This is a genomic window from Roseateles terrae, assembly GCF_014192155.1.
Lineage (GTDB): Bacteria > Pseudomonadota > Gammaproteobacteria > Burkholderiales > Burkholderiaceae_C > Roseateles > Roseateles terrae.
This window is the reverse complement of the sequence record NZ_JACHXO010000001.1, coordinates 365806-386367: the sequence shown is the minus strand read 5'-3', so window position 1 is coordinate 386367 and position 20562 is coordinate 365806. Positions and strand designations below refer to the sequence as shown.

Genomic DNA, 20562 nt, shown 5'->3' with positions numbered 1-20562 from the left:
ACACCCTGGCGGCGGGCCTTCCTGCCGCGCCGCCCTCTCCCAACACTTCACCGAGACACTGCCATGACGCAAGACCTGCAATCCATCATCGACCTCGCCTGGGAAGGCCGCGCCAACCTGAACCCCGCCAATTCGCCGGACGTGCGCAAGGCGGTGGACGAGGTACTGGCCGCCCTGGATGCGGGCCAGCTGCGCGTGGCGGAGCGCAAGGCGGTGGGCGACTGGACGGTGCACCAGTGGGTGAAGAAGGCGGTGCTGCTCTCCTTCCGTCTGAATGACAACCGTCAGATGGGCGCCGGCGACATGACCTTCTTCGACAAGGTGCCCACCAAGTTTGGCGGCATGAGCGACGAGCAGCTGCGCGCCACCGGCGTGCGGGTGGTGCCGCCGGCGGTGGCCCGCCGCGGCAGCTTCATGGCCCGCAATGTGATCCTGATGCCGTCGTATGTGAACATCGGCGCGTATGTGGATGAGGGCACGATGGTGGACACCTGGGCGACGGTCGGGTCGTGCGCGCAGATTGGCAAGAATGTGCATCTGAGCGGTGGCGTGGGCATTGGTGGCGTGCTGGAGCCGCTGCAGGCCAACCCGACCATCATTGAAGACAACTGCTTCATTGGCGCCCGTTCGGAGATCGTGGAAGGCGTGATCGTCGAGGAGAACTCGGTGATTTCGATGGGGGTGTACATCGGCCAGAGCACGCCGATTTATGACCGGGAGACGGATACGGTGACGTATGGCCGCGTGCCGGCCGGGTCGGTGGTGATCAGCGGCTCGCTGCCGAAGAATGACGGCAAGTACAGCCTGTATGCGGCCATCATCGTCAAGAAGGTGGATGCCGGGACCCGCGCCAAGACCTCCATCAACGATCTGTTGAGGGCATGATTTAGTCCCCCCCTACGCGCTGCGCGCGCCCCCCAGGGGGCAAGGCGGGGCCCGGTGGGGTTTGTTGCCCCCCCCTACGCGCTGCGCGCGCCCCCCAGGGGGCAAGGCGGGGCCCGGCAAAGCCGGATCTCCCAGCCTTCGCTGGGGGCGGGCGACAGGGCGACTGGCTCATCTTTTCAGGGTGAGCGGTCGCCCTTTGTCGTTCTTGGGGTGCGGGGGATGGTGGCGTTTTCCCTGGGTGCGCGGGGGCGCGAGGCGGGAGCGCGGCGTCAGAAATTACCTCCTTTTTCAAATGGGGCGCTCCGTAGCCAGTGATACAAATTCGATAATGCCGGATTCAGGCCAACGGCCACGGGAAGGGACACATGAGCACTGGAAATATGGAGCGGATCCTCCGCTTGATGGCCGAAAAAGGCGCGTCGGATACCTATCTGTCGGCCAATATGCCGGTGTTGATCAAGATCAACGGCCAAATGGTGCAGGTGTCCGACCAGCTGCTCACCCCCACCCAGCCCAAACAACTCATCGCCGAGGTGATCGATCCGCAGCACCTCGCCGAACTGGATCAGACCGGCGAGCTGAACCTGGCCGTGTCCATCCCCAAGGTCGGCAGCTTCCGGCTGTCAGGCTTTCGCCAGCGCGGCTCCATCGCCGCCGTCTTCCGCCACATCCCCCACGTCATCCCCTCGCTGGACAGCCTCGGCCTGCCCGGCATCCTGGGCAAACTGGTCACCGAAAAACGCGGCCTGATCCTGATGGTCGGCGCCACCGGCACCGGCAAGAGCACCACGCTCGCCTCCATGCTGGAACACCGCAACCAGACCATGACCGGCCACATCCTCACCATCGAGGATCCCGTCGAATACCTCTTCGCCAACAAGCGCTCGCTGGTCAACCAGCGCGAAGTGGGCCGCGATACCGCCACCCTGCAAGTGGCCCTCAAAAACGCCCTGCGTCAGGCCCCCGACTGCATCCTGATCGGCGAAATCCGCGACCGCGACACCATGACCGCGGCCATCTCCTACGCCCTGTCCGGCCACCTGGTGCTCGCCACCCTGCACGGCAACAACAGCTATCACGCCCTGAACCGGATCATGTCCTTCTACACGCCGGAATCCCGCCCGGCCATGCTGAACGACCTGGGCGCCGGCCTCAAAGCCGTCGTCTCCCAGCGCCTTCTGCGCTCCACCCAGGGCGGCCGCGTGCCCGCCATCGAAATCCTGCTCAACACCAAGCTGATCTCCGAACTGATCGAGCAAGGCGACTTCGCCGGCGTCAAGGAAGCAATGGAAAAATCCATCGCCGAAGGCTCGCAAAGCTTCGAGGAACACTTCGCCCAGCTGATCAACTCCGGCGTGATCACCCGCGAAGAAGGCCTGGCCTTCGCCGACTCGCCCACCAACCTGCTCTGGCGTCTGCAGAACGACATGACCGGCGGCAAGCAGCAGGCGGGCAACAAGAAAGAAGAACCCGCCGCGGACGAAGCCAGCTTCACCTCCATCACGCTGGACGTTCAGCCAGGCTGACACGCGGCGGGGGGCTCGTCGCGGCACAGGTGACCGCGCAGTTCAGCACGGCCGACGGTGTGTGCGGGCGCGGCTGCGCAACGTTGACAGCTCGCTTGAGCGCCGCTGGCACGGTGTAGGTGTGCGCGCCTGACCTCCGTCTCGCTTCCCTGCATGACGTGGATGCACCCGGCCCGCACCTGTCGGTCACAGCGAGTCAGCCGCAGCGAGTCGGTCACAGCGATCCCGGCAGCGCCAACCTGGGCGACAATCGGGAAGTGACCGCCCCTTCCCCCATGTCTTCCTCACTGCCAGCGTCTGCGCCCGGATCCATTGCCGGCACCGCCCCCGGTTCCGCGACCGGTGCCGAGTCCTCGTCCTCCCCCTTGTCCTCGTCCATGCACGGAGACGAGGTGGAAAGCCGCACGCTCGCACTGCTGGAACAACTGATCGCCCGTCCCTCCGTCACGCCGCATGACGCCGGCTGCCTGGACCTGATCGGCGATCGGCTGCAGACCCTGGGCTTCCGCCTGGAACGCATGGACAGTGGCCCCGCCGACTTCCGAGTGGCCAACCTCTGGGCGGTGAAGGACGGTCGCGCTGGCAGCGGCCCGCGACTGGTGTTCGCCGGCCACACGGACGTCGTACCCACCGGCGAACTGACCCGCTGGACCAGCGACCCCTTTGTGCCCACCGTGCGCAACGGCCATCTGTTCGGTCGCGGCGCCGCCGACATGAAAACCTCGCTGGCCGCCATGGTGGTGGCCGCCGAAGACTTCGTCGCCGCCCATCCGGACCACGCGGGCAGCATCGCCTTCCTGCTCACCAGTGATGAAGAAGGCCCCGCGCGGGACGGCACCGTCGTCTGTGTCGAGCGGCTGAAGCAGCGCGGTGAACGCCTGGACTTCTGCATCGTCGGTGAACCCACCTCGGTCGATCGGCTGGGCGATACGGTCAAGAACGGCCGCCGCGGCTCGCTCTCCGGCAAGCTGCGGGTGATGGGCATCCAGGGCCATGTGGCCTATCCGCACCTGGCCCGCAACCCGGTCCATCAGGCGGCACCAGCACTGGCCGCGCTCGCCGCCATGACCTGGGACGCCGGCAACGACTACTTCCCGCCCACCACCTTCCAGATCTCCAACGTCCAGGCCGGCACCGGCGCGGGCAATGTGATCCCCGGGGAGATGGTGGTGGACTTCAATTTCCGGTTCTCCACCGAGTCCACCCCGCAAGGCCTGCGCGAGCGGGTGCACGCCCTGCTGGATGAACACGGCCTGGACTACCAGCTGGACTGGACCCTGTCCGGCGACCCCTTCCTCACGCCTGTGGGCAGCCTTTCGGCCGCCCTCAGCGCCGCCATTGCCGAAGAAACCGGCGTGGCGACGGAACTCTCCACCACCGGCGGCACGTCGGACGGACGCTTCATCGCGCGCATCTGTCCGCAGGTGGTGGAATTCGGACCGCTCAATGCGAGCATCCACAAGATCAACGAATTCGTGCCGCTGGACCAGATCGCGCCGCTGACGCGCATCTACCGCCGCACGCTGGAGCATTTGCTGCTGTGACGCTGCTGGAACTGATTGAGGCCCAGGCCGCCCGCCTCCAAGAGGCGGGCGTTTCATTTGGACATGGCACCACCAACGCCTTTGACGAGGCCGCCTGGCTGGTGATGTGGAAACTCGGCGTCCCCCTGGACGCGCTGGACGCGCATGCGCAGGACGCGGTCTCCGCCGAGCAGGTGCAGGCCGTGGCCGCACTGGTGCAGGACCGGATCACGAGCCGCAAGCCGGCCGCCTACCTGACCCGGGAAGCCTGGTTGCAGGGCGTGCCGTTCTATGTGGACGAGCGGGCCATCGTGCCGCGCAGCTTCATTGCCGAGCTGCTGGCGGACGCCACCATCGACGCCTGGCTGTCCGATCAGACAGAGCGGGTGCTGGACCTGTGCACCGGCAACGGCAGCCTCGCCGTGCTGGCCGCGATGGCCTGGCCGGAGGTGCAGGTGGACGCCATCGACCTCAGCCCCGACGCGCTGGCCGTGGCGCGGATCAACGTCGACAACCATGGCCTGGCGGACCGCATCCGCCTGCTGCAGGGCGATGGTCTGACGCCGGCGGACGGTGCCTATGACCTGATCCTGTGCAACCCGCCGTATGTGAACACCGCCTCGATGCAGGCCCTCCCACCCGAATATCAGGCTGAACCCGCACTGGCCCTGGCCGGCGGCAGCGACGGCATGGACTTCATCCGTCAGATGCTGGCCAAGGCCCCGGACCATCTGACCGAGCATGGGGTGCTGGTGCTGGAAATCGGTAATGAGCGCGCATTTTTCGAAGCCGCCTTCCCCACCCTGGAAGCCGCCTGGCTGGACACGTCCGCCGGTGAAGACCAGGTTCTGCTCCTGACCCGCGACGCACTGGTGGCTGCCCGATGATCACGCTGCGCAACATCACGCTGCGGCGTGGCACGAAGGTGGTGCTGGACGATGCCAGCGTCACCCTGCAACCCGGTGAAAAGGTCGGCCTGGTGGGCCGCAACGGCGCGGGCAAATCCAGCCTGTTTGCGCTGCTGACCGACCGTCTGCACAGCGACAAGGGCGATGTCGAGATTCCGCGTCAGTGGGCGGTGGGCGAAGTGGCCCAGAACATGCCCGAGACCGACATGCCCGCCACCGAATTCGTGCTGGAAGGCGACACCCGCCTGATGGCCGCCCGCGAAGCGCTGGCCAAGGCCGAGGCCGAGGACGACGGCCATGCCATCGCAGACGCCCACGGCCTGCTGATGGATGCTGGCGCCTTCGACGCACCGGCCCGCGCCCAGGCGCTGCTGATGGGTCTGGGTTTCAAGGGCGCGCAGGTGGACGCGCCGGTGAACAGCTTCTCCGGCGGCTGGCGCATGCGGCTGCAACTGGCGCGGGCGCTGATGTGCCCCGCTGACCTGATGCTGCTGGACGAGCCCACCAACCACTTGGACCTGGACGCCCTGGTCTGGCTGGAAGCCTGGCTGCAGCGGTATGACGGCACCTTGATCGTCATCAGCCACGACCGCGAATTCCTCGATGCGATCACGAAGGTGACGCTGCATCTGGACGAGGCCAAGCTGCATCGTTATGGCGGCAACTACACCGCCTTCGAAGCGATGCGGGCCGAGCGCATGGTGCTGCAGCAGGCCGCATTCGACAAGCAGCAGGACCGCATGGCCCATCTGCAGAAATTCATCGACCGCTTCAAGGCCAAGGCCAGCAAGGCCAAGCAGGCCCAGAGCCGGGTGAAGGCGCTGGAGCGGATGGAGCGGCTGGCGCCGGTGCTGACCTCGGCGGATTTCAGCTTCTCTTTTCGTGAGCCGCTGAGCCTGCCCAATCCGATGCTGATGTTTGATCAGGTGTCGGTGGGTTATCTGACGCCGGGCGCGCCGGAAGGCGATGAAAAGGTCATCGTGCGGGGCGTGGACCGGTCGGTGCTGGCGGGGCAGCGCTTTGGCATCCTCGGCGCCAATGGTCAGGGCAAGTCCACCCTGGTCAAGACGATCGCCCGCATGCAGCCGTCGCTGGGCGGCACCATCACCGAAGGCAAGGGCCTGTCCATCGGCTACTTTGCGCAGCAGGAGATGGACGTGCTGCGACCGGATGAAGGTCCGCTGCAGCACATGGTGCGGCTGGCCAAGGAAGTCAGCCCGTCCGCGCGGGAACAGGAACTGCGGGACTTCCTCGGGCAGTTCCGGTTCGTCGGCGACATGGTGAATCAGGCGGTCGGCAGCCTCTCCGGCGGTGAAAAGGCCCGGCTGGTGCTGGCGATGCTGGTCTGGCAACGCCCCAATCTGCTGCTGCTGGACGAACCCACCAACCATCTGGATCTGCAGACCCGCGAAGCGCTGTCGATGGCGCTGAACGAGTTTGAAGGCACGGTGATGCTGGTCAGTCACGATCGCGCCCTGCTGCGGGAGGTCTGTGACGAGTTCTGGCTGGTGGCTGACGGCAAGGTGGCGCCGTTCGACGGTGATCTGGACGACTATCAGCGCTGGCTGCTGGAGCAGTCCAAGGAAGCCGCGCGGCAGGCCAAGGAATTGGCCAAGCGGGAGAAGTCGGCGGGTGGCACAGGCACGGCCGCTGGCGGTACCGCGGGCGCTGCAGGGTCGGCCGGCTCGTCGGCGTCCGCTGCGGGGAGTGTTTCCGCTCTGCCGCCAGCGCCTGTGGCGCCTCCGGCACCCGCCCCTGCACCGATCGCCTCTCGCGAAGACCGCAAGGCCGCCGGACAGGCGCGTCAGCGGGTGGCGGAGCAGACACGCCCGCTGCGCAAGGAAATGGAGCAGATCGACGCCCGGCTCAAGGCGCTGCATACCGAGCGCGATGGTCTGGAAGCGCAGCTGGCCGGTGGCACTTTGAATCCAGCGCAGATCGCCGATGCCGGCAAGCGGCTCAAGGCCATCGGTGATGAGGTCGATGAGAAGGAAATGCGCTGGCTGGCGTTGAGCGAGCAGGTGGACGCGCTCCAGTCGGCCGCTTGATTGGGTCGGCTTGATTCGTCGGGTGCTCGACTCCTCGGGCGGCGACTCCAGGAAGGGGCGCCGCCCTCTCTAAGACCCTATTGATTGTGTGCAATTTAATTGTTCACTACAGTAGAGCCCATGTCGAACGCAGCCCTGTCCTCCACCCCGGTCGCTGCCGCTCCTGAAGCGGCGGGCATCGACTGGCTGCGGCTGGACCAGCAGCTGTGTTTTGCCCTGTATGCCAGCTCGCTGGCGATGACCAAGCTGTACAAGCCGCTGCTGTCTCCGCTGGGCCTGACCTATCCCCAGTACCTGGTGATGCTGGTGCTGTGGGAAACCGATGGGCTCGCCGTCTCCGCGCTGGGGCAACGCCTGGGCCTGGACTCGGGCACCTTGACCCCGCTGCTCAAGCGGTTGGAATCGCAAGGTCTCGTCCAGCGGCGCCGCAGCGAGCAGGATGAACGCCGCGTCGACATCCACCTGACCGACAGCGGCCGCCAGCTGCGGGAGCAGGCGGTCTCCATCCCCGAACAACTGGCTTGTGCCAGTGCCTGCAGCCTGGATGAGCTACAGGCGCTGACACGGCAGCTGCAAGATCTGCGGTCGAGTGTGCTCCATCATCTGGAGCAGGCGGACCGCACCCTTCCCCCGGGCTGATCCGGGTCCTATCACCACATCTTCTATAACCTCAAGGAGCGCCACATGGCCATCGAGAAAGCCCTCTACACCGCTACCGCCACCGCCACCGGAGGCCGTGCCGGCACCGCCAAGTCTTCGGACGGCGCCCTGAACCTGGAGCTGTCCACCCCGAAGGAACTGGGCGGCGCCGGCGGCAACGGCACCAACCCGGAACAGCTGTTCGCGGCCGGTTATTCGGCTTGCTTCATTGGCGCGATGAAGGCCGTGTCGGCCCGCAACAAGGTGGCCCTGCCGGCAGAAGTGTCGATCACCAGCGATGTGTCGATCGGCCCGCACGCCAACAAGCCGGGTGCTTTCGGCATCGCCGTGGCCATGAAGATTTCGGTGCCGGGCATGGACCGCGCCGCGCTGGAAAAGCTGGTGGCCGAAGCCCACGAAGTCTGCCCGTATTCGAACGCGACCCGTGGCAACGTGGACGTCACCCTGACGGTGGCTTGATGCACCGTCGGCCGGGGGCCAATCGGCCCTCCGGCCGGGAGTGATCGTCGGGATTGGATGCCCGCGCAAGGCGCGCCGGCTCGCTGGAATTGCTCGATGAGCGATGTCAGTGGGCGGCGCGCTTTGTCCGTTCTGGGCCGCTCTGCCGCTCCGACCCTCTCTGGCCCGATCCCAACCGCTTCGCCCCGCTCGGAGCCGCGACCCAAGCCAGCCCATTCCCCGCCCGCTGCCCATCTGCGGCTGCCGTGCCCCCTGAAAGCGGGCTGGTCACGGTCCGCGGTTGGACGATGATGGACGCGCCTGGTTCCACTGCGCTCCAGGGGACTGCCTGGTGGCGCCCGCAGACGCCGCAGGTGTTGATGAATCACCCGTCGGGGAGGCACGAGGGTGGAAGATCTTCTACAGGGCTCATGCCACTGCGGCGCCGTGACACTGGCGCTGCCCAACATGCCGGCGCGCGCCACCGAATGCAACTGCTCCATCTGCCGCAGGCTGGGAGCGATCTGGGGCATGTTCGACTGGACAAGCGTCCGGATTCACGCCGCAGACGACGCACTGGAGGCCTACATCTGGGGCGACAAGACCCTGCGCACCCTGCGATGCGTGCGCTGTGGATGTGCGACCCATTGGGAACCGCTGGCGCCAGAGGACGGCGCCAAACACGGCGTCAACCTGAGAATGTTCCCGCCTGAGCTGCTTGAGCAGGTCCATGTGCGCCGATTTGATGGCGCCAAGACCTGGACCTTCCTGGACGAGTAGGCCCGGCACACCGTTGGCGAAGGCAGCACAGTGCCCCACTCAGCGCCGAGCCGCCCTGAACAACTCACCCGGTGGCGGACTGCTGCAGCAACTGCAGGGTCAGTTCAACACGCGCCGCCCAAGGCGTGAGGCTGGCCGCGGCTTCATCCGCAGCACCGACGATCCGCCCCTGCGCGCAGCGAGTCGTGCGCCAGACCGGCACGCCCGCCTGACGCAGCGCCTCAAGGGGCGCCGCCAGCGCCTGATGGATCGTGCCATTACCGGTGCAAGCCAGCACGAGTCCCTTCAGACCTGCCTGCTGCCAGGCCTGCACCGCCTGCGCGCGTGCGCCGCCGTGACTGGCCAGGACTTCCACCCAGGGCCAGGCATCTGCCGCCTCGGGCAGCAGCGTGGCGCCCAGCGCCTCCCCGGTCGGCCAGTCCCGGAACTGGCGAACGACGCCCTCTTCCATCACACCGAGCAGACCGGTGTCCGGCCCCGGCTGGAACGCATCCAGGCGATAGGTGTGAGTCTTGCGAATCTCCAGACCGTGGAGCACCTGCCCGGCCACGACGGCCACCACGCCCTGCGCCCCAGCCGTCTGGGCCAGCGACACCGCATCCAGCAGATTCTGCGGACCGTCCGCCTGCAGCGCGGTGGCCGGACGCATGGCCGCGGTCAGCACGACGGGCTTGCGCGGCGCCAGCACCCGCTGCAGCAGGTAGGCGGTTTCCTCCAGCGTGTCGGTGCCGTGGGTGATCACGATGCCGCGCACATCGTCCCGGTCCAGATGGTGCTGCACCCGGCGCGCCAGTCGGGCCCAGGTCCCTTCATCCATGTCCTTGCTGTCCAGCTGCGCGAGCTGTTCCGCTTCGAGCGAGGCTGATTGCAGCGCCGGCACGGCGGCGACCAGCGAGCCGACGGACAGCTGCCCGGCCTTGTAGCCGACGTTGTCTGTCGCCGATCCGGAGGCGCCCGCAATGGTGCCGCCGGTGCCGATGATCACAATTCGCTCGTTACCGCTTTGCAATTTGGCTTCTCCTGGATAAAAATACAGAGCACTGGATGGATACTCAGGTCAACCGTGAACACACCACCAAAACTCACCGCACGCCAACAACAGATCTTTGACCTGGTCCGGCGCAGCATCGAGCGCACCGGCGCTCCGCCCACCCGCGCAGAAATCGCGCAGCAGCTGGGCTTTCGTTCCGCCAACGCAGCCGAAGAACATCTGCAGGCGCTGGCCCGCAAAGGCGTCATCGAACTGGTGGGCGGCACGGCGCGCGGCATCCGCCTGCCCTCACCTGCTCTCAAGCAGGTAAACCAGGCGCGTGAGCACAGTCAGTTTGCGCTGCCCCTGGCGAGCCTGGCGCAACTGTCGCTGCCCCTGGTCGGCCGGGTTGCTGCCGGCGCGCCCATCCTGGCGGAGGAACATGTCGAGCAGCACTATAGCGTCGACCCCTCCACCTTCTCCCGCGTGCCGGACTACCTGCTGCGGGTGCGCGGCATGAGCATGAAAGACATCGGCATCATGGACGGCGACCTGCTCGCAGTTCAGAAAGCCAGTGAGGCGCGCAATGGCCAGATCGTCGTGGCGCGACTGGGCGATGAGGTGACGGTGAAGCGTTTCCAGCGTCACGCGGGAGGCGTCCGCCTGCTGCCGGAAAACACCGACTTCCAACCGATCGAGGTGCTGGCGGGTGATGAGTCGTTTGCCCTGGAAGGTTTGGCGGTCGGGCTGATTCGGGCGGGATTCAACTGATTCACTGCTGCACCGTGCGTCACGCTGTTCGCACGGTTGAAGAGCCCCGGCGCGTCTGACCGTTGGAATTCGAGGGCATCTGCGCGCGGTGAGGAGCTGAACTGCCGTTGTCGGGATGCTCCGCTGCTGTCAGCGACTGTCTCACCGATTTGGTTTAAGCTTGCGTTGCGCTGCGAGATTCTTCGGGCGGGCGCGGAGAAGGTAAAAAGGCACCACCGATAGTTTCGGAGGTGCCTTTTTCTTTGTGCGTTCTCGCGACGACATTGCCGCACGCGGATATCCGCGTGGTTGAGGCGGAGGGTTTCGAATGGCGCCGCTTGATGGAATGCCGGCAAGCTGCGGCGAGGTATCACAACTGCAGCCCGGCAATGATGCGCTTATCCGCGCCCGAGTATGGAGCCATCCCGGCAACCCGGGTTTGAGTTTGGCAACCCCGGGCACCTGACGGAATGAGGCGCACGGGTTGAAGCTCATGGAGAGCAGATCGGAGCCGTCCAGATACTCCAGCGATCCTGACCTAGCGTCTTCGTGACAGCTTTAGATAGCACCAAAACAAAAACCCCGCCAGCTTGCGCTAGCGGGGTCTGAAGATTGGCGGAGTGGACGGGGCTCGAACCCGCGACCCCCGGCGTGACAGGCCGGTATTCTAACCAACTGAACTACCACTCCAGATTCAAGGCCAGTTATTCACTGTTCTGTTGCCTCAATCCTTTGGACAAGCTGCGCCGCAGTGATTGAACGACCGAACGAGTTCGGCGCTCCACTTCTGCGAGCCAAGCCTTGTCAAACTTGGCGTCCCCTAGGGGATTCGAACCCCTGTTACAACCGTGAAAGGGTCGTGTCCTAGGCCTCTAGACGAAGGGGACTTCACTCTTTCATTGCTACCGCTCTCGCGTCAGCCACCAAGAAAACTTGGTGGAGGTAAGCGGGATCGAACCGCTGACCTCTTGCATGCCATGCAAGCGCTCTCCCAGCTGAGCTATACCCCCCGAATGCTTGATCGCAGCGCTTGCGCACTGCTTTGCATCAGTGGACCAACTCGAGTCCAGTAGCAAAGATAGATTGTTGGCGGAGTGGACGGGACTCGAACCCGCGACCCCCGGCGTGACAGGCCGGTATTCTAACCAACTGAACTACCACTCCAGATACGCTGACAATCGGCTCGCCTTTCGGCTTGTGACTGTCTTTGCATCTTGCTGTCTCAACCGCTTTCGCGGTTTTGAACAACATTGCAATTACTTGCGACGTTTTCGTTACTATACCAGAGTTTTTTGATGATTCTTTCGAATTAACGAACGCATCATCCAATTTTCCAGTCAGTAACCAAGCACATCAACTTGGCGTCCCCTAGGGGATTCGAACCCCTGTTACAACCGTGAAAGGGTCGTGTCCTAGGCCTCTAGACGAAGGGGACTAAACCTTCTTCTCTTGAACTGCGCGCCACCTTGAATTTGGTGGAGGTAAGCGGGATCGAACCGCTGACCTCTTGCATGCCATGCAAGCGCTCTCCCAGCTGAGCTATACCCCCTTTTTGAAACCTGATTCATCCAGCACTGGTTGAATCAAACTCCTCAATTCGGGCAACTCCGTCGTCCACATACTGCTGACTGCTGAGCCTTATATTCTAAACCAGATTTTTCACTGATTTTAGAAACTAACGCTGCGAGCGGTTTGCTGAGGGTTGTTTTGCCAAGTTTCCCTGCCATCACATGGGTGAGACCGGTTCACTTGCTACTTCTTTACGACTTCCCTCTTCAAACTCATCAGTTGTTTCTGATTTCGTTTCGCGCTGTTCAAGCGAGAACGAGAGTATAGAACGAGTTTTAAACGGAACGCAAGCGGTTCACCAAAATTTCTTTGTTGAACAGTTCCAACACAGCATCGACCGACGGCGTCTGTGCACGACCGCACACCAGCACCCGCACCGGAATCGCCAGTTGCGGCATCTTCAGGCCGTGGGCGGTGATGGTTTCCTTGATGGCAGCGCTGATGGCGGCCTTGGTCCAGTCTGCCGCGGCCAGCGCGTCCAGCTTGTCGGCCAGGGTCCGAATCGCGGGCTTGACCGCATCCGTCAGATGCGTCGCCTTGTCTTCCTCCGACGGCGTGACCGGCGCCACATACATCGACAGCCAATCCGCCAGCGCGACGGTGGTGCTGCAACGGTCCTTGAACAAGGCGCAAAGGGCAGGCAGGCGCTCCGGCGCCGACAGACCCCGCTTGGCCAGTTGAGCGGTCACCAGGGTGGCGAGACGCTCGTCATCCGCCTGCTTGATGTAGTGGGCGTTGACCCATTCCAGCTTCGCCGGATCCCACTGGGCCGGGCTCTTGTGGATGTGGGTGCCGTCGAACCACTGGACCAGCTGCTCACGCGTGAACAGTTCGTCATCGCCGTGGCTCCAGCCCAGGCGTGCCAGATAGTTCAGCATGCCTTCCGGCAGATAGCCGTTCTCTTCATAGGCGGTGACGCTGACCGCACCGCGGCGCTTGGACAGCTTGAGGCCGTCGTCGCCCAGAATCACCGGGATATGGCCGAACTGCGGCAGCGGCGCGCCCAGCGCGCGGAAGATGTTGATCTGCCAGGGCGTGTTGTTGATGTGCTCGTCGCCACGGAAGACATGGGTGATGGCCATGTCCCAGTCGTCCACCACCACGGCGAAGTTGTAGGTCGGCACGCCCAGCCGTGCAGCAGCGCCCTGCCCGCTCTGCGCATCGCCATTGGCATTGCCGCCGGCCTCTGCGCCGCCATCGGCCGGCCGCATGATGATCAGGTCATCGATCTCGCGGTTGTTGATGGTGATCGGGCCTTTGACCAGGTCCTCCCAGGTCACATCGCCTTCCAGCGGATTCTTGAACCGCACCACCGGCTTCACACCGGCCGGGACCGGCGGCAGCGTCTTGCCGGCCTCCGGGCGCCAGCGGCCGTCGTAGCGGGTCTTCTCGCCGCGGGCCTTCTGGCCTTCGCGCATCTCGTCCAGATCTTGCGGGGTGCAGTAGCAGTAATAAGCGGTGCCCGCTTCGATCATCTGCTGCACCACCGCGTGGTAGCGCTCCAGGCGCTGCATCTGATAGACCGGCCCCTCGTCATACTCGAGGCCCAGCCACTTCATTGAAGCCAGGATCTGCTCGACCGAATCCTGCGTCGAGCGGGCCACATCCGTGTCTTCAATGCGCAGCACGAACTGACCGCCGTAGTGGCGGGCATAGGCCCAGGAAAACAGCGCCGTGCGGGCGGTGCCCAGGTGCAGGAAACCCGTCGGGGACGGTGCAATGCGGGTGCGGATCACAGTGGAGGTCATAGCGAGTTCAGGCCACGGGCCAGGTCGGCCTTCAGGTCTTCAATGTCTTCCAGGCCGACCGCCACGCGGATCAGTCCCTGGGTGATGCCGGCAGCCTGACGCTGCGCCTCGGTCAGGCGCCCGTGCGAGGTGCTGGCGGGATGGGTGATGGTGGTTTTGGTATCACCCAGATTGGCGGTGATGGAGCAGATGCGGGTGTGGTCGATCACATGAAAGGCGGCAGCGCGGCCGCCATCGTCTGCGCCAGCAGCGCTGCGCACGACGAACGACACCACCGCCCCGCCCTGCCCGTTTTGCTGGCGCATGGCCAGCGCGTGCTGCGGGTGGGACTTCAGCCCTGGGTAGTAGACCCGTTCGATCGAAGGATGCGCTTCCAGCCATTCGGCCAGTGCAGCGGCGCCTTCGGTCTGCGCCTTCATGCGCACGCCCAGCGTTTCCATGCCCTTGAGCACGACCCACGCATTGAAGGGCGACAGCGACATGCCGACGCTGCGCATCACCGGCGTGAACACGTTGTCGATGTAGTGCGTGCTGGCGCAGATGGCGCCGGCGATCACCCGGCCCTGGCCGTCCAGATATTTGGTGCCGGAATGGATGATGAAGTCGGCACCCAATCGGGCCGGCTGTTGCAGCGCGGGCGAGGCAAAGCAGTTGTCCACTGCCAGCAGGGCGCCGTGTCCATGGGCGATCTCGGCCAATGCGGCCACATCGCAGATCTCTGTCAGCGGATTGGTCGGCGTCTCGGCAAACAGCAAGCGGGTGTTGGGCTGCAGCGCGGCCTTCCACTCGGAAAGGTCGGTCTGCGACACGAAACTGACCTGCACGCCGAACTTGCCAAACTCTCCTTGCAGCAGCTTGATCGTGGACCCGAACACCGAGCGCGAGCACACCACATGGTCCCCGGCCTTGAGCAGACCCATCACCAGCAGCATGATGGCCGACATGCCGGAGGACGTGCCGATGCAGGCTTCCGTGCCTTCCAGCGCCGCCAGACGGCGCTCCATCATCATGACGGTCGGGTTGGAGAAGCGGCTGTAGACAAACGCTTCTTCCTCGTTGGCGAACCGGCGCGCGGCGGTCGCGGCATCCGGATGCACAAACGAGCTGGTCAGGAACAGGGCTTCGGAGTTCTCGCCCCAGGGCGTCGGCGGCAGGCCCTCACGCACGGCCAGCGTGGCCATGCGCGCGTCTTCCGGCAAGGCCACGCGCGGGATGCCGCCCTTTTTGGCGTTCGGCTGGGCGTCCTGGCTGCTCACTGGTCCCCTCCACTTTGCAGGGCCAGGCGGCTGCGCGCCGGCAGATCGTCTTCTTCCGCCTGCGACTTGCGCTGCGCCTGCATGGTGGCGAAGTCTTCGGCGCTGACATCACCGGTGATGTAGCTGCCATCGAAGCAGGACGCCTCAAAGCCGTTCAGTCCCGGACGCAGCTGGGCCACGACCCGCTTCATCGCATCCACATCCTGATAGATCAGGGCGTCGGCGCCGATGAACTGGCGGATTTCCTCGATCGAACGGCCGTGGGCGATCAGCTCTTCCTTGGTGGGCATGTCAATGCCATAGACATTGGGGAAACGCACCGGCGGCGCCGCGGAAGCCAGGTAGACCTTGCGTGCACCCGCCTCGCGGGCCATCTGCACGATCTCCTTGGAGGTGGTGCCCCGCACGATCGAGTCATCGACCAGCAGCACATTGCGGTCCTTGAACTCCAGGCCAATGGCATTGAGCTTCTGACGCACCGACTTCTTGCGGGTGGACTGGCCCGGCATGATGAAGGTCCGGCCCACATAGCGGTTCTTGACGAAACCTTCTCGATAGGGCTTGCCGATGCGATGTGCCAGCTGCATGGCCGAAGGCCGGCTGGATTCAGGGATCGGGATGACCACGTCGATTTCCGAGGGCGGGATGGTGGAGATCAGGCGCTGGGCCAGGGTCTCGCCCATGTTCAGGCGGGACTGGTAGACCGAGATGCCGTCCATCACCGAATCCGGGCGTGCCAGGTAGACGAACTCGAACATGCAGGGGTTGAGCGTCGGATTCTCGGCGCACTGCTGCGTATGGATGTTGCCGGCGGTGTCGATGAACAGCGCTTCACCCGGGGCCACATCGCGCGTCAGCTGGTGGCCGGTGCCTTCCAGCGCCACGCTTTCGCTGGCAACCATCACATCGCCCTCGGCCGACTGGCCAAAGCACAGCGGACGGATGCCATATGGATCGCGGAAAGCCAGCAGGCCGTGGCCGGCGATCAGCGCGATGACGGCATAAGAGCCCTTGATCCGCTTGTGCACCTCGGCCACCGCCTTGAAGACGGACGCCGGCGTCAGCGGCAGCTCGCGACCGGCCATTTCCAGCTCGTGCGCCAGCACGTTGATCAGCACCTCGGTATCGCTCTCGGTGTTGATGTGGCGGCGGTCCACTTCAAACAGCTGGTCCTTCAGCGCATGGGCATTGGTGAGGTTGCCGTTGTGGACCAGCACGATGCCGTAGGGGGCGTTGACGTAGAAGGGCTGAGCTTCTTCTTCGCTGTAGGCATTGCCGGCAGTCGGGTAGCGGACCTGACCCAGGCCCACCGTGCCGGGCAGCGCCCGCATGTTGCGGGTGCGGAACACGTCCCGCACCATGCCGCGCGCCTTGTGCATGAAGCACTTCTTGCCCTGCATGGTGACGATGCCGGCCGCGTCCTGCCCACGGTGCTGCAACAGCAGCAGCGCGTCATAAATGAGCTGGTTGACCGGCGCTTTGGAGGTTACACCGACGATGCCGCACATGGCTGATCCTTCAAATCACTGAGAAACGATGAGACCTGACCACTTGTGATGGTGAGGCCGGAATGGGAATGTAGTCGTGCAGGGCCTGCGGCAGCAGCGGCCGGACCTGCACCAGGGTGCCCTGCAGCCAGGGCGCCAGCAGCGATTCGTTCCAGGCCGGCGAGCGCACCGCGGGTGTCATGCCCACGACCACCGCCACCACCAGCCCCAGCAAGACACCGCGCAGCACGCCGAAGACCGCGCCACCCAGCCGGTCGATGATGCTCAGCGGCGTGGCCTGGATCAGCGCCCGCACCAGCTTGGCCCCCAGGCCCCAAAGCAGCAGCACCAGCAGGAAGGCCAGCACCAGGCCCAACGCATGCAGCAGCGTCGGGCTCCATTTGTCCTGCGGCAGCACCTGCTCGATCCACGGCGCGACGAAGGGCGCGGCCATCCAGGCCACCAGCCAGCCCACGATGGTCATCACCTCGAACACCAGACCCCGCCACACGCCTAGCAGGACGGAGATGACCAGCATGGCCAGGAGTGCGAGGTCGACCCAGCTCATCATGCGCCGTCAGAGCGTGAGCACCGCGGAGCTGAGCCCACCGCTGCGGACCTTGGCGGCCACCTTGTCCGCCTCATCCCGGCTGCCAAAGGGGCCGACCCGCACGCGGATGCGCTTGCCATCCGGTGTGTCCACCGCCTGGGTATAGGTTTTCAGGCCCATGCGCTCCACCTTGCTGCGCGCGTCCTGCGCGGCCTTGGCATCCGCGTAGGCACCCACCTGGACGATGAACCGGCTGCCATTCGGCGCAGCTTCTGCCGCCTTGCGGTCTGCGGCGGCGGCGTCGGCGGCCTTGCGGTCCGCGGCATGGCCGTCCAGCATCGCCTGCACGCGGGCGGATTCATTCGAGGTCGCAGGACGTTTGGCTTCGACCTTCGGCTCCGGCTTCGCTTCCACCTTCACCTCGGGCCTGACCGGCCTGGCTTCGACCACACGGATCTGCGCCGGCTTGTCGACCGGCTTGTCCGCGGCTTTCGGACTCGTCTCCGCATGCGCCGGTTCCGCCATACGGGCCTTGGCCTCGGGCTTCACATCGCTGCGGGCGGCCGGATCGACCGGCAGGTCCCGCGGGGCCTGGGCGGTCTCGGGCGGCGGCACCGCCCGGTCAGCGGCGGCCTGCTCGGCGGTTTCCTGGATGATGGCGGCGCGGCCGGCTTCCTTGGGATCGACCGTATCGTCGGTGCGGGCCACCTTGGGGCCCGGCACGTTCAGGGGCGCCGCACCTTCCTTGCGCGGAATCTCGATCGGCAGATCGACCGGGATGGGACGCGGATGGGTCTCGAACAGCAGCGGGAAGATCAGCACCGCGGCCACCACCAGGACCACCGAGCCGATCAGGCGACGACGCACCCGCAGCCGCAGCTGCTGGACATCATCCACCGCCTCGGTCGAGGCCCGGTTGCTGCGGGCCTGTCGACCGGCGGGGGCGGTGTTCACCGCCTTGGCGCCGTCATCAGCACCGCCGCGCTTCAGAAAAGACAACAGACCCATGGAGCTTCAATGCCTATGCTGGCGTTAAGGGAGCTCTGGCACCACGCCAGCCCCCAGACGGGGCAGCCCATGCTTGAGCACACCCCCGACGGTGTAGAAGGAACCAAAGACCAAAATTCTATCAGCGGGGTCTGCCTGCGATGCGGCGGCGGCCAATGCGGTGGCCGGGTCCGGATGCACACTCGTGCCCACATCAGCCGGGGATTTCAGCAGGCCCTGTGCCCTGCCCTCCTCGAAACGCTGGACCAACGCCTGGGCGGTCGCCGCACGGGGGATGGGCAGGTCGCAGAAGTGCCAGTGGTCGATCAGCGGCGCGATGCGCGAAAGAATGTTGGCCAGGTCCTTGTCCGCCATCGCGCCAAAGACGGCCCGGGTGCGCGGATAAAAACCCATCTGGTCCAGGTTCTGGGCCAGCGCGGCCACCGCATGGGGGTTGTGGGCCACGTCCAGCACCAGCATCGGCGAGCCCGGCACCACCTGGAAGCGGCCGGGCAGCTCCACCAGTGCGAGCCCGGCGCGCACCGCCTGGGCGCTGATCGGCAGTCGCTCATACAGCGCCTCGAACACGGCCAGCACCCCGGCGGCGTTGAGCAGCTGGTTCACCCCCCGCAGCGCGGGATAGGACATGCCGCTGTAGCGTCGGTTGCGACCCGCCCATTGCCATTGCTGGCGGTCGCCGCTGTAGGTGAAGTCTCGGCCCAGTTGACGCAGGTCGGCGCCCACCGCTTCCGCGTGGGCGGCAATGCTGGCCGGCGGCATCGGGTCGGACACCACCACCGGCTTGCCCGGCCGCATGATGTGCGCCTTCTCGCGCCCGACCGACTCCCGGTCCGGACCCAGGTACTCGGTGTGATCCAGGTCGATGCTGGTGATGACGCTGCAGTCGGCATCGATCACGTTGACGGCATCCAGCCGTCCACCCAGCCCGACTTCCAAAATGACCAGGTCCAGCGGCTCGGCCGCCAGCCGGTGCAGGATGGCCAGGGTGGTGAATTCGAAATAGGTCAGGGCCAGATCACCGCGGGCCGCGTCCACCGCGGCAAAGTGCGGCAGCAGCGAGGCTGCATCCACCGGGCGGCCATCGACCCGGCAGCGCTCCTGGAAGTGCACCAGATGCGGTTTGATGTAGAGCCCCACCCGGTAACCGGCCTGCAGCGCCACGCTTTCCAGCATCGCGCAGGTCGATCCCTTGCCGTTGGTGCCCGCCACCATCACCACCGGCGTCTCGCCAAAGCTGAGGCCGAGCGCTTCACGCACCTGGGCCACGCGGGCCAGGGTCATGTCGATCTCTTTGGGGTGCAGCCGCTCGCAGTGGGCCAGCCATTGGTCCAGCGCCTGCTGGGGATCTGCCGACAACCCGGCAGGAAGGGACGCCACGGACGCCGCGGCGGGAACAGGGGGAACGCCAGAACTTGTCATGCGAATCTAGGCCCAAAACAAACACGGCCAGTCCGTTGCCGGCTGGCCATTGATTCAAGGCGCCCTGGAGACCGTCCCCAGGGCTGCGCCGAGCACCTCAGTGCAACAGACGCGGACGATGTGTGCAGCAGCGACTCAGGCGACCGCGTCAGCGCTCTGGCGCTGCAGCATGGCCAGGCTGCGGGCAATGGTCTCGCGCAGCTTGCGGCGGTCCACGATCATGTCCACGGCGCCCTTCTCCAGCAGGAATTCGGCCCGCTGGAAGCCGGGGGGCAGCTTCTCGCGCACGGTGTTCTCGATCACCCGCGGGCCCGCAAAGCCGATCAGGGCCTTGGGTTCGGCGATGACGATGTCACCCACAAAGGCGAAGCTGGCCGACACGCCGCCCATGGTGGGGTCGGTCAGCACGCTGATGTAGGGCAGCTTGGCTTTGGCCAGACGCGTCAGCGCCGCATTGGACTTGGCCATCTGCATCAGCGAGAGCAGACCTTCCTGCATCCGCGCGCCGCCGGTGGCGGTGAAGCAGATGAACGGGGTCTTCTGCTCCAGCGCCGTTTCCACACCCCGCGCAAAACGCTCGCCCACCACGGAGCCCATCGAGCCGCCCATGAAGTCGAACTCGAAGCAGGCGGCCACCACAGGCACGCTCATCACCGAGCCGCCCATGACCACCAGTGCATCGGTCTCTCCGGTGGATTCCAGCGCTTCCTTGAGCCGGTCCGGATACTTCTTGCTGTCCTTGAACTTCAAGGCGTCCACCGGCAGCACTTCCTGGCCGACTTCGTAACGGCCTTCGCCGTCCAGGAAGGCGTCCAGACGCGCACGGGCACCAATGCGGTGGTGGTGCGAGCACTTGGGGCAGACGTTGACGTTCTGCTCCAGGTCCGTCTTGTAGAGGACGGTTTCGCAGGACGGGCACTTGATCCACAGACCTTCGGGCACCGTGCGGCGCTGATCCGGGTCCGTCTGTTGAATCTTGGGCGGTAGCAGTTTCTCAAGCCAACTCATGGCGGGCTCCTTGGTGGGCGACAGCCCGC

17 protein-coding genes and 6 tRNA genes are annotated in these 20562 nt (G+C 65.3%); 9 read left to right on the top strand and 14 right to left on the bottom strand.

Features of this window, described 5'->3' with window-relative positions; all coding sequences use genetic code 11:
* The first annotated feature begins 63 nt into the window (after positions 1 to 63).
* From dapD to FHS28_RS23820, 8 genes are all read left to right on the top strand, one after another.
* Entirely contained in the window at positions 64 to 885 is an 822-nt protein-coding gene (gene dapD / locus FHS28_RS01635) for a 2,3,4,5-tetrahydropyridine-2,6-dicarboxylate N-succinyltransferase (protein ID WP_088449391.1), read from the top strand.
* Positions 886 to 1250: 365 nt separating this feature from the next.
* Positions 1251 to 2411 (top strand): PilT/PilU family type 4a pilus ATPase, encoded by a 1161-nt coding sequence (locus FHS28_RS01630; protein ID WP_088449392.1) that lies wholly within the window; start codon positions 1251 to 1253, stop codon positions 2409 to 2411.
* A gap of 377 nt (positions 2412 to 2788) precedes the next feature.
* Positions 2789 to 3955: a succinyl-diaminopimelate desuccinylase gene (gene dapE / locus FHS28_RS01625; protein ID WP_088449393.1), complete on the top strand. Its 1167-nt coding sequence runs from the start codon at positions 2789 to 2791 to the stop codon at positions 3953 to 3955.
* Positions 3952 to 4821, top strand: a complete 870-nt coding sequence (prmB, locus tag FHS28_RS01620; protein WP_088449394.1) for a 50S ribosomal protein L3 N(5)-glutamine methyltransferase — start codon at positions 3952 to 3954, stop codon at positions 4819 to 4821. Before dapE ends, prmB begins: the two co-directional genes overlap by 4 nt.
* Positions 4818 to 6890 carry an ABC-F family ATP-binding cassette domain-containing protein gene (locus FHS28_RS01615; protein WP_088449395.1) on the top strand — a complete coding sequence of 691 codons (2073 nt, stop codon included), beginning with the start codon at positions 4818 to 4820 and terminating at the stop codon, positions 6888 to 6890. Before prmB ends, FHS28_RS01615 begins: the two co-directional genes overlap by 4 nt.
* Before the next feature lie 120 nt (positions 6891 to 7010).
* On the top strand, positions 7011 to 7529 hold the full coding sequence (locus tag FHS28_RS01610; protein ID WP_088449396.1) for a MarR family winged helix-turn-helix transcriptional regulator: 519 nt from the start codon (positions 7011 to 7013) through the stop codon (positions 7527 to 7529).
* Between the two features lie 45 nt (positions 7530 to 7574).
* Positions 7575 to 8009, top strand: a complete 435-nt coding sequence (locus FHS28_RS01605) for an organic hydroperoxide resistance protein (RefSeq protein WP_088449397.1) — start codon at positions 7575 to 7577, stop codon at positions 8007 to 8009.
* Positions 8010 to 8396: 387 nt separating this feature from the next.
* Positions 8397 to 8768 carry a GFA family protein gene (locus FHS28_RS23820; RefSeq protein WP_445677837.1) on the top strand — a complete coding sequence of 124 codons (372 nt, stop codon included), beginning with the start codon at positions 8397 to 8399 and terminating at the stop codon, positions 8766 to 8768.
* A 64-nt stretch (positions 8769 to 8832) separates the two neighbouring features.
* On the opposite strand, the gene FHS28_RS01595 is transcribed toward FHS28_RS23820, so the two are convergent.
* A complete protein-coding gene (locus FHS28_RS01595) occupies positions 8833 to 9777 on the bottom strand; it encodes an asparaginase (RefSeq protein WP_088449399.1) in 945 nt (314 codons plus the stop codon).
* A 54-nt stretch (positions 9778 to 9831) separates the two neighbouring features.
* Between FHS28_RS01595 and lexA the strand changes: the two genes are divergently transcribed.
* Entirely contained in the window at positions 9832 to 10509 is a 678-nt protein-coding gene (gene lexA, locus FHS28_RS01590) for a transcriptional repressor LexA (protein ID WP_088449400.1), read from the top strand.
* A 592-nt stretch (positions 10510 to 11101) separates the two neighbouring features.
* Here lexA and FHS28_RS01585 read toward each other — a convergent pair.
* The 13 genes from FHS28_RS01585 to accD form a co-directional block, all read right to left on the bottom strand.
* A tRNA-Asp gene (locus FHS28_RS01585) sits at positions 11102 to 11178 on the bottom strand.
* Between the two features lie 121 nt (positions 11179 to 11299).
* Positions 11300 to 11375 (bottom strand) — tRNA-Glu (locus FHS28_RS01580).
* Positions 11376 to 11422: 47 nt separating this feature from the next.
* Positions 11423 to 11498 (bottom strand) — tRNA-Ala (locus tag FHS28_RS01575).
* A gap of 77 nt (positions 11499 to 11575) precedes the next feature.
* Positions 11576 to 11652, bottom strand: a tRNA-Asp gene (locus FHS28_RS01570).
* Positions 11653 to 11847: 195 nt separating this feature from the next.
* Positions 11848 to 11923, bottom strand: a tRNA-Glu gene (locus tag FHS28_RS01565).
* A 38-nt stretch (positions 11924 to 11961) separates the two neighbouring features.
* Positions 11962 to 12037, bottom strand: a tRNA-Ala gene (locus tag FHS28_RS01560).
* A gap of 295 nt (positions 12038 to 12332) precedes the next feature.
* A complete protein-coding gene (gene gltX / locus FHS28_RS01555; protein ID WP_088449401.1) occupies positions 12333 to 13805 on the bottom strand; it encodes a glutamate--tRNA ligase in 1473 nt (490 codons plus the stop codon).
* Positions 13802 to 14986: an O-succinylhomoserine sulfhydrylase gene (locus tag FHS28_RS01550; RefSeq protein WP_088449753.1), complete on the bottom strand. Its 1185-nt coding sequence runs from the start codon at positions 14984 to 14986 to the stop codon at positions 13802 to 13804. Before FHS28_RS01550 ends, gltX begins: the two co-directional genes overlap by 4 nt.
* Positions 14987 to 15057: 71 nt before the next feature.
* Complete coding sequence (gene purF, locus FHS28_RS01545; RefSeq protein WP_088449402.1) at positions 15058 to 16569, bottom strand: amidophosphoribosyltransferase; 1512 nt, start codon at positions 16567 to 16569, stop codon at positions 15058 to 15060.
* Between the two features lie 10 nt (positions 16570 to 16579).
* The gene (locus FHS28_RS01540; protein ID WP_088449403.1) at positions 16580 to 17119 is read right to left on the bottom strand and encodes a CvpA family protein; all 540 of its coding nucleotides are present in this window, start codon (positions 17117 to 17119) and stop codon (positions 16580 to 16582) included.
* Between the two features lie 6 nt (positions 17120 to 17125).
* The gene (locus FHS28_RS01535) at positions 17126 to 18106 is read right to left on the bottom strand and encodes an SPOR domain-containing protein (protein ID WP_088449404.1); all 981 of its coding nucleotides are present in this window, start codon (positions 18104 to 18106) and stop codon (positions 17126 to 17128) included.
* 24 nt (positions 18107 to 18130) lie between these two features.
* The gene (gene folC / locus FHS28_RS01530; protein ID WP_375140718.1) at positions 18131 to 19387 is read right to left on the bottom strand and encodes a bifunctional tetrahydrofolate synthase/dihydrofolate synthase; all 1257 of its coding nucleotides are present in this window, start codon (positions 19385 to 19387) and stop codon (positions 18131 to 18133) included.
* A gap of 273 nt (positions 19388 to 19660) precedes the next feature.
* Positions 19661 to 20533, bottom strand: a complete 873-nt coding sequence (gene accD / locus FHS28_RS01525) for an acetyl-CoA carboxylase, carboxyltransferase subunit beta (RefSeq protein ID WP_088449406.1) — start codon at positions 20531 to 20533, stop codon at positions 19661 to 19663.
* Positions 20534 to 20562 lie beyond the last annotated feature (29 nt).

Excerpts from the sequence above, each read along its gene's own strand:
- dapD (WP_088449391.1), top strand. The coding sequence starts at position 64 with ATGACGCAAGACCTGCAATCCATCATCGACCTCGCCTGGGAAGGCCGC.
- FHS28_RS01630 (WP_088449392.1), top strand. The coding sequence starts at position 1,251 with ATGAGCACTGGAAATATGGAGCGGATCCTCCGCTTGATGGCCGAAAAA.
- dapE (WP_088449393.1), top strand. The coding sequence starts at position 2,789 with ATGCACGGAGACGAGGTGGAAAGCCGCACGCTCGCACTGCTGGAACAA.
- FHS28_RS01615 (WP_088449395.1), top strand. The coding sequence starts at position 4,818 with ATGATCACGCTGCGCAACATCACGCTGCGGCGTGGCACGAAGGTGGTG.
- FHS28_RS01610 (WP_088449396.1), top strand. The coding sequence starts at position 7,011 with ATGTCGAACGCAGCCCTGTCCTCCACCCCGGTCGCTGCCGCTCCTGAA.
- FHS28_RS01605 (WP_088449397.1), top strand. The coding sequence starts at position 7,575 with ATGGCCATCGAGAAAGCCCTCTACACCGCTACCGCCACCGCCACCGGA.
- gltX (WP_088449401.1), bottom strand. The coding sequence starts at position 13,805 with ATGACCTCCACTGTGATCCGCACCCGCATTGCACCGTCCCCGACGGGT.
- FHS28_RS01550 (WP_088449753.1), bottom strand. The coding sequence starts at position 14,986 with ATGGCCACGCTGGCCGTGCGTGAGGGCCTGCCGCCGACGCCCTGGGGC.
- purF (WP_088449402.1), bottom strand. The coding sequence starts at position 16,569 with ATGTGCGGCATCGTCGGTGTAACCTCCAAAGCGCCGGTCAACCAGCTC.
- FHS28_RS01540 (WP_088449403.1), bottom strand. The coding sequence starts at position 17,119 with ATGATGAGCTGGGTCGACCTCGCACTCCTGGCCATGCTGGTCATCTCC.
- FHS28_RS01535 (WP_088449404.1), bottom strand. The coding sequence starts at position 18,106 with ATGGGTCTGTTGTCTTTTCTGAAGCGCGGCGGTGCTGATGACGGCGCC.
- folC (WP_375140718.1), bottom strand. The coding sequence starts at position 19,387 with ATGACCCTGGCCCGCGTGGCCCAGGTGCGTGAAGCGCTCGGCCTCAGC.
- accD (WP_088449406.1), bottom strand. The coding sequence starts at position 20,533 with ATGAGTTGGCTTGAGAAACTGCTACCGCCCAAGATTCAACAGACGGAC.